At 64.7% G+C, this 14156-nt stretch carries 6 protein-coding genes and 2 pseudogenes; 4 read left to right on the forward strand and 4 right to left on the reverse strand.

Features of this window, described 5'->3' with window-relative positions; translation table 11 throughout:
• Positions 1 to 91 precede the first annotated feature (91 nt).
• The 4 genes and pseudogenes from ligA to ACQKPE_RS18060 all read right to left on the reverse strand — a co-directional run bounded on the left by ligA (position 92) and on the right by ACQKPE_RS18060 (position 7771).
• A complete protein-coding gene (gene ligA / locus ACQKPE_RS18045) occupies positions 92 to 2422 on the reverse strand; it encodes an NAD-dependent DNA ligase LigA (protein WP_427667954.1) in 2331 nt (776 codons plus the stop codon).
• Positions 2423 to 2510: 88 nt separating this feature from the next.
• Positions 2511 to 3413, reverse strand: coding sequence for a cell division protein ZipA (zipA, locus tag ACQKPE_RS18050; protein WP_427667956.1), 903 nt, complete (start codon positions 3411 to 3413; stop codon positions 2511 to 2513).
• Between the two features lie 205 nt (positions 3414 to 3618).
• A pseudogene (smc, locus tag ACQKPE_RS18055) lies at positions 3619 to 7108 on the reverse strand (chromosome segregation protein SMC).
• Between the two features lie 3 nt (positions 7109 to 7111).
• Complete coding sequence (locus ACQKPE_RS18060; RefSeq protein ID WP_427667957.1) at positions 7112 to 7771, reverse strand: GntR family transcriptional regulator; 660 nt, start codon at positions 7769 to 7771, stop codon at positions 7112 to 7114.
• Between the two features lie 268 nt (positions 7772 to 8039).
• Here ACQKPE_RS18060 and xdhA point away from each other — a divergent pair, with 268 nt between their 5' ends.
• From xdhA to guaD, 4 genes and pseudogenes are all read left to right on the forward strand, one after another.
• Positions 8040 to 9494, forward strand: coding sequence for a xanthine dehydrogenase small subunit (gene xdhA / locus ACQKPE_RS18065; RefSeq protein WP_427667959.1), 1455 nt, complete (start codon positions 8040 to 8042; stop codon positions 9492 to 9494).
• Positions 9487 to 11885: pseudogene (gene xdhB, locus ACQKPE_RS18070) on the forward strand (xanthine dehydrogenase molybdopterin binding subunit). Before xdhA ends, xdhB begins: the two are co-directional and overlap by 8 nt.
• 106 nt (positions 11886 to 11991) lie before the next feature.
• The gene (gene xdhC / locus ACQKPE_RS18075; RefSeq protein WP_427667961.1) at positions 11992 to 12837 is read left to right on the forward strand and encodes a xanthine dehydrogenase accessory protein XdhC; all 846 of its coding nucleotides are present in this window, start codon (positions 11992 to 11994) and stop codon (positions 12835 to 12837) included.
• Positions 12838 to 12848: 11 nt separating this feature from the next.
• The gene (gene guaD, locus ACQKPE_RS18080; protein WP_427667963.1) at positions 12849 to 14153 is read left to right on the forward strand and encodes a guanine deaminase; all 1305 of its coding nucleotides are present in this window, start codon (positions 12849 to 12851) and stop codon (positions 14151 to 14153) included.
• The last annotated feature ends 3 nt before the right edge of the window (positions 14154 to 14156 follow it).

Genomic DNA, 14156 nt, shown 5'->3' on the forward strand with positions numbered 1-14156 from the left:
GGGACATGCCCGCACCCCCCGGTTCACCTCTGCTCTCAAGAACGCTAAACAACCTGTGGGAGCGGGCTTGTCCCGCGATGAGGTCCTTTGCTCAGAGCACGATCCCGCGCTCTTCAAGGAAGGCAACGAACGCCTCTTCATCCATCACCTTCACCCCCAGCTCACTGGCCTTGGCCAGCTTCGACCCGGCACCAGGACCTGCTACTACACAGTGGGTCTTGCCCGACACAGACCCAGCCACCTTGGCACCCAGGCTTTCCAGCTTGTCCTTGGCGATATCGCGGCTCATGCGCTCCAGGGTGCCGGTCAGCACCCAGGTCTGCCCGGTCAGCGGCAAACCTTCCGCCGTTTTCTTCTCGCAACTCCAATGCATGCCGAATTCGAGCAACTGCGCTTCGATATCACGTGCCAGCTGTTGATTGGCCGGGTCGCGGAAGAACTCGCGCACCGCTTCGGCAGGCTTGGCGCTCAGCGCCTGGCGCAGGTCGATGCCGTCGGCGGCGAAGATCTTGTCCAGGCTGCCCAGCTTGTCCACCAGCTTCTGCGCGCCGGTGGGGCCGACCGAGGCGATGTCGAGCTTGGCGATCAGCTCGGCCAGGGTGGTGCTGGCGGCGAACTCGGCAGCCAGCTCGCCTTCGTCCTGCAACTGCAGGCCACTGTCGAGCAGCTGCTGGATGACCTCGCGGTTGTGCGCATCCTCGAAGAAGTTGTGGATCTCGTGGGCCACTTCCAGGCCGATGTCCGGCAGGTAGGTAAGCACCTGGGGCAGCGCCACCTGGACCCGCGCCAGGCTGCCCAGGGAGCGTGCCAGTACCTTGGCGGTCTCTTCGCCGACATCGGGAATGCCCAAGGCAAAGATGAACCGCGCCAGGCTCGGGCGCTTGCTGGCTTCGATGGCCTCCAGCAGCTTGTTGCTGGATACCTCGGCGAAGCCTTCGAGGGCCACGACCTGCTCGAAAGTGAGGCGGTAGAGGTCTGCCGGGGAACGAATCAGCCCTTCATCCACCAACTGTTCGACGCTTTTCTCGCCCAGGCCGTCGATGTCCATGGCGCGGCGCGACACATAGTGGATGATCGCCTGCTTGAGCTGGGCGGCGCAGCTCAGGCGGCCGACGCAACGGTACACCGCGCCTTCGCTGGTGGTCTCCTTGCCCTTGCTGCGCTTGACCAGTTGGGTGCGCTCGACCTGCGAACCGCACACCGGGCAGGCGCTGGGCACCGCGACTGGCTGGGCGCCTTCGGGGCGACGCTCGGTCACTACCTGCATGACTTGTGGGATCACGTCACCGGCTCGGCGGATAATGACGGTATCGCCGATCATCAGGCCCAGCCGGGCGATCTCGTCCATGTTGTGCAGGGTGGCGTTGGAGACGGTCACACCGGCCACCTTGACCGGCTTCAGGCGCGCCACGGGCGTGACCGCACCGGTACGCCCCACCTGGAACTCCACGTCGAGCACCTCGGTGAGTTCTTCCATGGCCGGGAACTTGTGGGCGATGGCCCAGCGTGGTTCGCGGGCACGGAAGCCCAGTTCGCGCTGGGCAGCCAGGCTGTTGACCTTGAACACCACGCCGTCGATTTCGTAGGGCAGGTCGTTGCGCCGTGCGCCGATTTCGCGGTAGTAGGCCAGGCATTCCTCGACCCCAGCGGCATGCTTGAGCTCGCGACTGATCGGCAGGCCCCAGGTCTTGAGTTTCTCGAGGATGCCGATATGCGTGTCCTCTATCGCCTCGGACACCTGGCCCAGGCCATAGCAGCAGAACTCCAGTGGGCGGCTGGCGGTGATCTTCGAGTCCAGCTGGCGCAAGCTGCCGGCGGCGGCGTTGCGCGGGTTGGCGAAGGTCTTGCCGCCGCTCTCGGCCTGGGCAGCGTTGAGCCGCTCGAAGCCGGCCTTGCTCATGTACACCTCGCCACGCACCTCCAGCACGCTCGGCCAGCCTTCGCCCTGGAGCTTGAGCGGGATATTGCGCACGGTTCGCACGTTGCTGCTGATGTCTTCGCCGGTGGTGCCGTCGCCACGGGTGGCGCCTTGCACCAATTGGCCGTCGCGGTACAGCAGACTGACCGCCAGGCCATCGAGCTTGGGTTCGCAGCTGTAGTCCACGGCAGCGGCCTGGTCGAGTCCCTCGACCACGCGGCGGTCGAACTCTTTCAGGTCGGTTTCTTCGAAGGCGTTGCCCAGGCTGAGCATCGGCACTTCATGGCGCACCTGGCTGAACGCCGCCAGGGCCGCGCCACCAACACGCTGGGTCGGCGAGTCCGGGGTCACCAGGTGCGGGTTCTCGGCCTCCAATGCCTTGAGCTCGTTGAACAGGCGATCGTACTCGGCGTCGGGCACCACCGGCATGTCGAGTACGTAATAGTTGTAGTTATGCCGTTCGAGCTCTGCACGCAGTGCGTGGATACGGTTTTCGATGTTCATTGGAATCTTCTCTTGCAAAGCAAAAGAGCAGCCTGGCGGGGCTGCTCTTTTACTTGAATCACGGCGGACAACGCGTCCACCTGGGCAATCAACGTTTCTGAGTCAGCGCGCGGCGCTCGAACTCGACGATACGCTGGCGGTAATGCTCGATGGTCTGGGCGGTCAGCACGCTTCGCTGGTCATCTTTCAGCTCGCCATTGAGCTCGTGGGCCAGCTTGCGGGCGGCGGCGACCATCACATCGAAGGCCTGCTTGGGATGACGCGGGCCAGGCAGGCCGAGGAAGAAGCTGACCGCGCGGGTGCTGAAGTGGTCGATGTCGTCCAGGTCGAACACCCCCGGCTTGACCGCGTTGGCCATCGAGAACAGCACCTCGCCGTGGCCGGCCATGCTTTCGTGGCGGTGGAAGATATCCATTTCGCCGAAACGCAGGCCGCTTTCGAGGATGTTCTGCAACAGCGCCGGGCCCTTGAAACCGCTTTCGTCACGGGAGATGACGCTGATCACCAGCACCTCTTCCACCGGCGGCAGCTCCTTGGCGGCGTTGCTGGTGGCGGCGAAACCGCTGCTGCGGTTGTCGTCGTCGTAATCGCTGTCGGCGTCGGCGAACAGGTCCGGTTCGCGAGGCTCGGCGGCCAGGTTCAGGTCGCCCTGCTGCGGCTCGCTGTTGCGCTTGCCACGCTTGGAGGCCTTGGCCGGCTTGGGCTCGCGTTCAGCGCGCGGCTCGCGGGGCTCACGCTCGCGTGGCGAGGCGCTCAGCGACGGCAAGTCGGTTTCGTCCAGCTCCGGCTCTCTGTGCTGGGTTTCCAGTACCCGCGCAGGGCCAAGCACCTCGGCACTGCCTTCATCGTCCGGCAGGTTGGAGTAGCTGCGGTCCAGACGGAATTTCAATTTACCCTTGCCGCCGCGCATGCGGCGCCAGCCGTCGAAGAGAATACCGGCGATCACTATGATGCCGATGACGATCAGCCACTCGCGCAGACCGATTTCCATGTAATCCCGTGCCTCTATAAAAATATGCTTGAAAACAAAGGGTTCAAAGCCCTTTAACACGTGGCGCCAACTCTATGTTCTGACAGGCGTTTTACCCACGCAAAAAAACAATGACATTAAGCTAGCACGACCTTGGCCAACTTTACACCGTCTGTCGCACGTGCAATGGAGCATTTGCCCACAGATCTCGCTTTATCTTCTCTCATCAAGCGTCGACCATTGCCATCGCTGCCTCCACATCAACTGCAACAAGACGTGAACAGCCCGGTTCGTGCATGGTCACGCCCATCAATTGGTCGGCCATTTCCATGGCGATCTTGTTGTGGGTGATATAGATGAATTGCACGCTTTCACTCATTTCCTTGACCAACCTGGCGTAGCGCCCGACGTTGGCATCGTCCAGCGGCGCATCGACCTCATCGAGCATGCAGAACGGTGCCGGGTTGAGTTTGAAGATGGCGAACACCAGTGCCAGGGCAGTCAGTGCTTTTTCGCCGCCGGACAGCAGATGGATGGTGCTGTTCTTCTTGCCCGGCGGGCGCGCCATGATCGTCACCCCTGTATCGAGTAGATCTTCGCCCGTCAGTTCCAGATAAGCACTGCTCACCACCGAAAACTTTTGGAAAAAGTGCCTGTAAACCGGCATTTATCTGATCGAAGGTATCCTTGAAGCGGTTGCGGGTTTCCTTGTCGATCTTGCGAATGACGTTTTCCAGGGTCTCCAGCGCCTCGACCAAATCAGCGTCCTGGGCGTCGAGGTAGCGCTTGCGCTCGGACTGCTGTTCGTACTCTTCGATGGCCGCCAGGTTGATCGCGCCCAGGCGCTGGATACGCGCCTCCATCTGTTCCAGTTCCTGCTCGGTGCCGGCCTCGCTGGCCTCGGCTTCGAGGGTGGCGAGCACCCCTTGCAGGTCGTAGCCGTCGGCCAGCAGTTGTTCCTGAAGGGTCTTGCGGCGCACATCCAGGCCCTGGGACTCCAGGCGCGACTGCTCCAACTGGCCACGCAGCAATTGCGATTGCTGCTCGGCCTGGGTGCGGCGCTTTTCCGCGTCGCGCAGCTGGCGGTCGGCGTCGTCCATGTGCAGGCGGGCCTGGCGCATTTCCTCGTCGACGCTCATGCGCCGCTCCAGCAGCTCCTCGAGCTTGAGGCGCAGTTCCTCTTGCGGGGCCTCGCCCTCCTCCAGGTTCAGGCTCAGCTGTTCCTGGCGTTCGTTCAGGCGCTCGGCTTGCAGCTCCAGGCGCTCCAGGGCCTGGCGGGTGGAATCGTACTGGGCGCGCAGCGAACCCAGGCGTACGGCCAGCTGGTGGGCGTGGTCCTTGTGCTGGCGGGCTTCCTGGCGAACGCGGTCGAGGCCTTCGCGCAGCGTGTCGCGGCGGGCCAGCAGTTGCTCGCGCTGCTCGGTGTCCTGGGCCATCGACTCCAGGGCGTCTTGCAACAGCAGGCGCGACTCGCCCAGTTGCTCGTGCTCGAGCTCACGCTGCTCCTGAAGCTCGGCCAGCTCTTCGGCCAGGCGACGGCGGCGCAGTTCCAGCTGCTCGGCACGGGCACGGCTGGCCGAGAGGCTGGCCTTGAATTCGCCCAACTGGCGGTTTTCTTCCTGGCTGCTGCGGCGCAGTTGCTCGCGCTGGTCTTCGTGTTCCTGCTGCTGCTCGCGCAGGTGCTGCAACTGTTGCTCGAGCTGTTCGAGCAGCGCCTCCAGCTCGAGCTGCTCATGGCCGAGACGTTCGATTTCCTGGCCACGCGCCAGCACACCGCCCTGGGCCTCGCCGCCGCGGCTGACCCGCAGGAAGTGCCGACCCACCCAGTAGCCGTCGCGGCTGACCAGGCTCTGCCCCTCGCCGAGCGTGGCCCGTTGCGCCAGCGCCTGCTCAAGGGTTTCCACCGGCCTTACCTGCCCCAGCCAAGGCGCCAGGTCGGTGCGCCCTTCTACTTTGTCCAGCAAGCTGCCGGGCTGACGAGTGCTATCACCGGCAGCCAGCAGCAGACGCAAATCGCCCTGTTCCAAAGCGGCGAAATCAAGCCCGCCGAGGTTGTCCACCAATACCGCTTGCAGGTCGGCGCCCAGCACGGTTTCCACCGCCAACTCCCAACCCGGTTCGACACGCAGGCCCTCGGCCAGGCGCGGACGCTGTTCCAAGCCCTGGCCACGCAACCATTCACCGGCCCCGGCGCCAGGCTCAAGCGCTGCTTGCTGCAAGGCCTCCAGCGAAGCCAAGCGACCGCCCAGGCGCTGCAAATCACCTTGCTGCTGTTGCTGGGCCTGGGTGGCCTGCTGCAACTGCTCGCGCACGTTTTCCAGGCGCTCGACCACCTGCTGTTCTTGCAGGTGCAGGTCCTCAAGCAGCATTTCACTGCTGGCCACCTGCTCGGACAGCTCGAGCATGGCCGCATCCTGCGGGTCGGCGCCCAGTTGCTCGCGTTCCTCGCCCAGCTTGCGCTGGCGCTCGGCCAGGCGCTCCAGGCTGGTTTCCAGCTGTTGCAGGCGCGCCTGCTGCACTTCGGCCTGGCGCCGCGGCTCGGCAGACTGGGTGTTGAACGCGTCCCACTGCTCCTGCCAGCCGTGCATGCCCAGCTCGGCTTCTTCCAGGGTGGCGGCGGCTTCTTCGGCGGCCGCCAGGGTCATTTCCTGCTCGGGCTCGAGCATCGCCAGCTCTTCGCCGAGGGTGGCCAGCAGGGTGCGGTCGTGGCCCAGGTGCGATTCGGTCTCAAGACGCGTGCGCTCAGCTTCCTTGAGGTCGTCCTGCAACTGGCGCAGGCGCTGCTGGCCATGCTGGATGCTCTGCTCGACCCGGGCGATGTCGCCAGCCACCGAGTAGAAACGCCCCTGTACCTGGTTGAAACGCTCGGACAGCTCATGGTGGCCATCACGCAGGCGCTCGATACTGGCATCGGCGTTGCGCTGCTCGGCCACCAACGCCTCGAAGGCCACTTCCTGGTCGCCGATGATCGTCTCGCGCTGGCGCACGCGCTCATCCAGGGCACGCCAGCGCAGGGCCGACAGGCGCGCCTTGAGCTGGCGTTCCTGGGCTTTGTATTCCCGGTACTTCTCGGCCGCCTGGGCCTGGCGGTGCAGGCGCTCGAGCTGGCGTTCGAGCTCTTCGCGCAGGTCGGTCAGGCGCGCCAGGTTCTCGTGGGTGCGGCGAATGCGGTTCTCGGTCTCGCGGCGGCGCTCCTTGTACTTGGAGATACCCGCCGCCTCCTCGATGAAGTTGCGCAGCTCCTCGGGCTTGGCTTCGATCAGCTTGGAGATCATGCCCTGCTCGATGATCGAGTAGCTGCGCGGCCCAAGGCCGGTGCCGAGGAAGATGTCGGTGATGTCACGGCGCCGGCACTTGGTGCCATTGAGGTAGTAGGTGTTCTGCGCATCGCGCGTCACCTTGCGGCGAATGGAGATTTCCGCATAAGCGGCGTACTCGCCCACCAAGGTGTTGTCGCTGTTGTCGAACACCAGCTCGATGCTGGCCTGGCTGACCGGCTTGCGCCCGGACGAGCCGTTGAAGATGACGTCGGTCATCGATTCGCCGCGCAGGTTCTTCGCCGAACTTTCGCCCATCACCCAGCGCACGGCGTCGATGATGTTGGACTTGCCACAGCCGTTAGGCCCGACCACTGCCGCCATGTTGCTGGGGAAATTGACCGTGGTGGGGTCGACGAACGACTTGAAGCCGGCCAGGCGGATGCACTTGAGGCGCATCGGTCAGGCCTGCGCCAACGCGGCCAGCACCAGCTCGCAGCTGCGCTGGCAATAGGCGACCAGCACTTCGCGAATGCGCGGCAGGTCGCGGGCAAGTACAGCTTCGAGCAGGCGGGCGAACAGCTCCAGGTAGTCGTCCATGCTGGCCTTGCGCTGGTCCAGGGCCAGGTAATAGGCGCGGCTCATGGCCGGTTGCAGGTTCTCGACGGTTTCCTGCAGGTAGGGGTTGTCGACGAAGGGGTAGGCAGCGCGCATCACCGCGAAGCTTTCGGCGACGAAGGCCTTGATGTCCTGGGCCGCATGGGCCTGCTGCAGGCGCTGCTGAATTTCCAGGAACGGGCGCAGGTCGGCCTCACTGCCCCAACGTTGGGCAACCGCGTTGCCCAGCAAAATGTACAGCTCGCCCATCAACTGGCACAGGCTGCGCACGCTGTACTCGTCGAGTTCGGTAACGTGGGCGCCGCGGCGCGGCAGGATCGCCACCAGGTGGCGGCGCTCGAGAATCAGCAAGGCCTCGCGCACCGAGCCGCGGCTGACGTTCAGCGCCTGGGTGACCTTCAGCTCCTGGATGCGCTCGCCTGGCGCCAGTTCGCCACGAATGATGCGTTCGGCCAGGTAGTGGGCGATCTGCTCGGAGAGGCTGTCCGGCGCCTTGAACGTCATGGTTTTCCTTCAGAATCCAGGTAGTGGCACAAAGGCGCGATTGTAGCGCACTTGCTGCTCACCCGCGCATAGCCCCGACGGGCTTTGTGCGACACGCGACTCAGCGGCGTGAGCGGCGCGATCTATGCTTGTAGGAAGACACGTTTGGGCGGTTTCGTCGGATTGCGGGAAAAATCCTGACCTAGAAGTCAGAAAAATATTGACCCCAAGGTCAGCCCTGCTTAGAGTCCGCTCCAACAACAATAAAACCCTTGCGAGGCACACCCCCGTGATCCAGTTTCTCGTCAACCAGGAGCTGCGCAACGAGCACGCCCTGGACCCGAACATGACGGTGCTGCAATACCTGCGCGAGCACCTGGGCAAGCCCGGCACCAAGGAAGGCTGCGCCAGTGGCGACTGCGGCGCCTGCACCGTGGTGGTCGGCGAGCTGACCCAGGACGACCAGGGCGCCGACGCCCTGCGCTACCGCAGCCTCAACTCCTGCCTGACCTTCGTGTCCGCCCTGCACGGCAAGCAGCTGATCAGCGTCGAAGGCCTCAAGCACCAAGGTGAACTGCACAGCGTGCAACGGGCAATGGCCGACTGCCATGGCTCGCAGTGCGGCTTCTGCACCCCAGGTTTCGTCATGTCGTTGTTCGCCCTGCAAAAAAACAGCAGCGGCCACGACCTGCACCAGGCCCAGGAAGCCCTGGCAGGCAACCTGTGCCGCTGCACCGGCTACCGGCCGATCCTCAATGCCGCCGAGCAAAGCTGCGCACGCCCCTGCCGCGACCAGTTCGACGCCCAACAGGCGCAGACCATCGCTCGCCTGCAAGCCATCGCCCCGCAGGAAACCGGCGAGCTCAACAGCGGCGACAAGCGCTGCCTGGTGCCGCTGACCGTGGCCGACCTCGCCGACCTGTACAGCTCGCACCCCGAGGCGCGCCTGCTGGCCGGTGGCACTGACCTGGCGCTGGAAGTCACCCAGTTCCACCGCGCCCTGCCGGTGATGATCTACGTCGGCCATGTGGCCGAGCTCAAGCGCATCGACAAGAGCGCCACGCACCTGGAAATCGGCGCCGCCACCCCGCTCACCGACTGCTACGGCGCACTCAACGAGGAATACCCAGACTTCGGCGACCTGCTGCACCGTTTCGCCTCGCTGCAGATCCGCAACCAGGGCACCCTGGGCGGCAATATCGGCAACGCTTCGCCGATCGGCGACTCGCCACCCCTGCTGATCGCCCTGGACGCCCAGGTGGTGCTGCGCCAAGGCCAGCGCCAGCGCACCCTGGCGCTGGAAGACTACTTCATCGACTACCGCATCACCGCGCGCCAGGACAGCGAGTTCATCGAGAAGATCATCGTGCCGCGCGCCCGCAAGGACTGGGCGTTCCGCGCCTACAAGGTGTCCAAGCGCCTGGATGACGACATTTCCGCGGTGTGCGCGGCCTTCAACCTGAGCATCGAGAACGGCGTGGTCAGCGGCGTACGCATCGCCTTCGGCGGCATGGCGGCGATCCCGAAACGTGCCCGCAGCTGCGAAGCCGCGCTGCTGGGCAAACCTTGGAACCAGGCCAGCATCGAGCGCGCTTGCCAGGCCCTGGCCGAGGACTTCACCCCGCTCAGCGACTTCCGCGCCAGCCGCGAATACCGCCTGCTGACCGCGCAGAACCTGCTGCGCAAATACTTCATCGAACTGCAAACGCCGCACATCGAAACCCGGGTGACCGCCTATGTCTAACCATCACGCCGTCAAGAGCCAGGCCGAGATGGCCGAATTGTTCCGCCAGGACCTGACCACCGGGGTCGGCCGCAGTGTCAAGCACGACAGCGCCGACAAACATGTGTCAGGCGAGGCGCAGTACATCGACGACCGCCTGGAATTCCCCAACCAGTTGCATGTGTATGCACGCACCTCGGACCGCGCCCACGCGCGCATCCTGCGCATCGACACCACGCCCTGCTATGCCTTCGAAGGCGTGCGCATCGCCATCACCCACGAAGACATCCCGGGCCTGAAGGACATCGGCCCGGTGGTGGCCGGCGACCCGCTGCTGGCCATCGACAAGGTCGAGTTCTTCGGCCAGCCGGTGCTCGCCGTGGCCGCCCGCGACCTGGACACCGCAAGGCGTGCGGCGATGGCCGCGATCGTCGAGTACGAAGACCTGGAACCTGTGCTGGATGTGGTCGAAGCCTTCCGCAAAAAACACTTCGTGCTCGACAGCCACACCCACCAGCGCGGTGACTCTGCCGCCGCCCTGGCCAGCGCCCCGCACCGCCTGCAAGGCACCTTGCACATCGGTGGCCAGGAGCACTTCTACCTGGAAACGCAGATTTCCTCGGTGATGCCCACCGAGGACGGCGGCATGATCGTCTACTGCTCCACCCAGAACCCCACCGAGGTACAGAAGCTGGTGGCCAGGTGCTGGACGTACCGATGAACAAGGTGGTACTGGACATGCGCCGCATGGGCGGCGGCTTCGGCGGCAAGGAAACCCAGGCCGCCAGCCCCGCGTGCCTGTGCGCGGTGGTCGCGCGCCTGACCGGCCAGCCGACCAAGATGCGCCTGCCACGGGTCGAGGACATGACCATGACCGGCAAGCGCCACCCGTTCTACGTGGAGTACGACGTCGGCTTCGACGACAGCGGCCGCCTGCATGGCATCGAGTTCGACCTGGCCGGCAACTGCGGCTACTCGCCGGACCTCTCCGGCTCTATCGTCGACCGCGCCATGTTCCACTCCGACAACGCTTATTACCTGGGCGATGCCACCGTGCACGGCCACCGCTGCAAGACCAACACCGCCTCCAACACCGCCTACCGCGGCTTCGGCGGCCCGCAAGGCATGGTCGCTATCGAAGAGGTGATGGACCACATCGCCCGCCACCTGGGCCGCGACCCGCTGGCAGTGCGCAAGGCCAACTACTACGGCAAGACCGAGCGCAACGTCACCCACTACTACCAGACCGTCGAGCACAACATGCTCGAAGAGATGACCGCAGACCTCGAAGCCAGCTGCGACTATGCCGAGCGGCGCAAGTCGATCCGCCAGTTCAACGCCCACAGCCCGGTGCTGAAGAAAGGCCTGGCGCTGACCCCGGTGAAGTTCGGCATCTCGTTCACGGCCACCTTCCTCAACCAGGCCGGTGCCTTGATCCACATCTACACCGACGGCAGCATCCACCTCAACCACGGCGGCACCGAGATGGGCCAGGGCCTGAACACCAAGGTGGCGCAGGTGGTGGCCCAGATTTTCCAGGTCGACTTCAACCGCATCCAAATCACCGCCACCAACACCGACAAAGTGCCCAACACCTCGCCGACTGCGGCCTCAAGCGGCGCCGACCTGAACGGCAAGGCTGCGCAGAACGCTGCCGAGATCCTCAAGACACGCCTGACCGAGTTCGCTGCGCGTCATTACAAAGTCACCGAGGAAGATGTGGAGTTTCGCAACGGCCACGTGCGCATTCGCGACGAAATCGTCAGCTTCGAGCAGCTGGTGCAGCAGGCTTATTTCGCCCAGGTGTCGCTGTCGAGCACTGGCTTCTATCGCACGCCGAAGATCTTCTACGACCGCAGCCAGGCCCGTGGTCGGCCGTTCTACTACTTCGCCTTCGGCGCTGCCTGCGTGGAGGTGGTCGTCGACACCCTGACCGGCGAGTACAAGATGCTGCGCGCCGACATCCTGCACGATGTGGGTGACTCGCTGAACCCGGCCATCGACATCGGCCAGGTGGAGGGTGGTTTCATCCAGGGCATGGGCTGGCTGACCACCGAGGAGCTGGTGTGGAACGCCAAGGGCAAGCTGATGACCAATGGCCCGGCCAGCTACAAGATCCCGGCAGTGGCCGACATGCCTATCGATATGCGGGTGAAGCTGGTGGAGAACCGCAAGAACCCGGAAGACACGGTGTTCCACTCCAAGGCCGTGGGCGAGCCGCCGTTCATGCTCGGTATCGCTGCCTGGTGCGCGATCAAGGACGCGGTGGCGAGCATTGCCGACTACCGCGTGCAGCCGAACATCGACGCACCGTCCACCCCGGAGCGGGTGCTGTGGGGCTGCGAGCAGATGCGCAAGGCGGTAGCAACTGCGCAGCCGGTGGAACAAGAAGTGGAAACCGTTACCCACTGACGATGCAGGACTCTGTAGGAGCGGGCTTGCCCGCGAATGCGATGGTGGCCTCGCCGCCCTCTTCGCGGGCAAGCCCGCTCCTACAGGGTTGACGGAGGATTCAGACATGCATCAATGGATCAACGCCCTCGCCGACCACCAAGCCCGCGGCGAAGCCTGCGTGCTGGTGACCATCATCGAGGAGCGCGGCTCGACCCCGCGCAACGCCGGCTCCAAGATGGTGGTCAGCGCCACCGGCCTGTTCGACACCATCGGCGGCGGCCACCTGGAGTACAAGGCGCTGCACATCGCCCGGCAGATGCTCGAGGAACAACGCAGCACCCCGCACCTGGAGCGCTTCAGCCTCGGCGCCAGCCTGGGCCAGTGCTGCGGTGGCGCCACGGTGCTGCTGTTCGAGCCCATGGCGGCGGTGCAGGCGCAGATCGCCGTGTTCGGCGCAGGCCATGTCGGCCGCGCTCTGGTACCCTTGCTCGCCGCCCTGCCCTGCCGGGTGCGCTGGATCGATTCGCGCGAACAGGAGTTTCCCCACGCGATCCCCGAGGGGGTCACCAAGGTGGTCAACGAAGAGCCGGTCGACGAAGTGGCCGAGCTGCCCGCCGGCAGCTACTGCATCGTCATGACCCACAACCACCAGCTCGACCTGGAACTCACCGCCGCAATCCTCAAACGCAACGACTTCACCTGGTTCGGCCTGATCGGCTCGAAGACCAAGCGGGTCAAGTTCGAGCACCGCCTGCGCGAGCGCGGCTTCGACGACGCACTGATGGCACGCATGCGCTGCCCCATGGGCCTGGCCGAGGTCAAGGGCAAGCTGCCGATCGAGATCGCCGTGTCCATCGCCGCAGAAATCATCGCCACCTACAACGCCTGCTTCGGCCAGCACGACGCTGCCGTCAACGCCGGCCCCATCGCCCAGTTGCTGCCGCCCTCCCGGCGCAGCCAAGCCATCTGACGAGCCCCTACATGAGCACAACCCGCAAAGCCTACCGCGCCGCCATCCTGCACAGCATCGCCGACCCGGCCGAAGTCGGTCTGGAAGCCTCCCACGAATACTACGAGGACGGCCTGCTGGTGATCGACGAGGGCCGCATCAAGGCCCTGGGCCATGCCAGCGAACTGCTGCCGACCCTGGACGCCGACATCGAGGTCGTTCACTACCAGGACGCGCTGATCACCCCTGGCTTCATCGACACCCATATCCATTTCCCGCAGACCGGCATGATCGGCTCCTACGGCGAGCAACTGCTGGACTGGCTGAACACCTACACCTTCCCCTGCGAGAAGCAGTTCGCCGACAAGGACCACGCCGACAAGGTCGCGAAGATTTTCCTCGAGGAGCTGCTGCGCAACGGCACCACCACCGCGCTGGTGTTCGGCAGTGTGCACCCCGAGTCGGTGAACGCGCTGTTCGAGGAGGCCGAGCGCCTGGACCTGCGCCTGATCGCCGGCAAGGTGATGATGGACCGCAACGCCCCCGACTACCTGACCGACACCGCCGAAACCAGCTACACGCAAAGCAAGCAGCTGATCGAGCGCTGGCACGGCAAGGGCCGCCTGCACTACGCGGTGACCCCACGCTTCGCCCCGACCAGCACCCCTGAGCAACTTGCAGTGGCTGGGCAATTGCTCAAGGAGCACCCCGGCGTGTACCTGCACACGCACCTGTCGGAAAACCTCAAGGAGATCGACTGGGTCAAGGAACTGTTCCCCGAGCGCAAAGGCTACCTGGACGTCTACGACCACTTCGAGCTGCTGGGCGAGCGCTCGGTGTTCGCCCATGGCGTGCACCTGTGCGACGAAGAGTGCCAGCGCCTGTCGCAAACTGGCTCGGCCATCGCCTTCTGCCCCACCTCCAACCTGTTCCTGGGTAGCGGCCTGTTCAACCTGCCCCAGGCCGAGCGGTTCAAGGTCAATGTGGGCCTGGGCACCGACGTCGGCGCCGGTACCAGCTTCTCGCTGCTCAACACGCTGAACGAGGCGTACAAGGTGATGCAGCTGCAAGATGTGCGGCTGCACCCTTACAAGTCGCTGTACCTGGCCACCTTGGGCGGTGCCCGTGCGTTACGCCTGGACGACCGTATCGGCAGCCTGCGCCCAGGCTTTGATGCCGACTTCGTGGTGCTCGACTACAAGGCCACGCCACTGCTGGACTACCGCATCCAGCAGTCCAACAGCATCGAGGAAACCCTGTTCGTGCTCACCACCCTGGGCGACGACCGCACCGTGCGCGAAACCTTCGCGGCCGGCCGTCGCGTGCACCAACGCTGAAAC

It is taken from the genome of Pseudomonas sp. NPDC089554 (assembly GCF_050280645.1).
In the GTDB taxonomy this organism is placed as follows: Bacteria; Pseudomonadota; Gammaproteobacteria; order Pseudomonadales; family Pseudomonadaceae; genus Aquipseudomonas.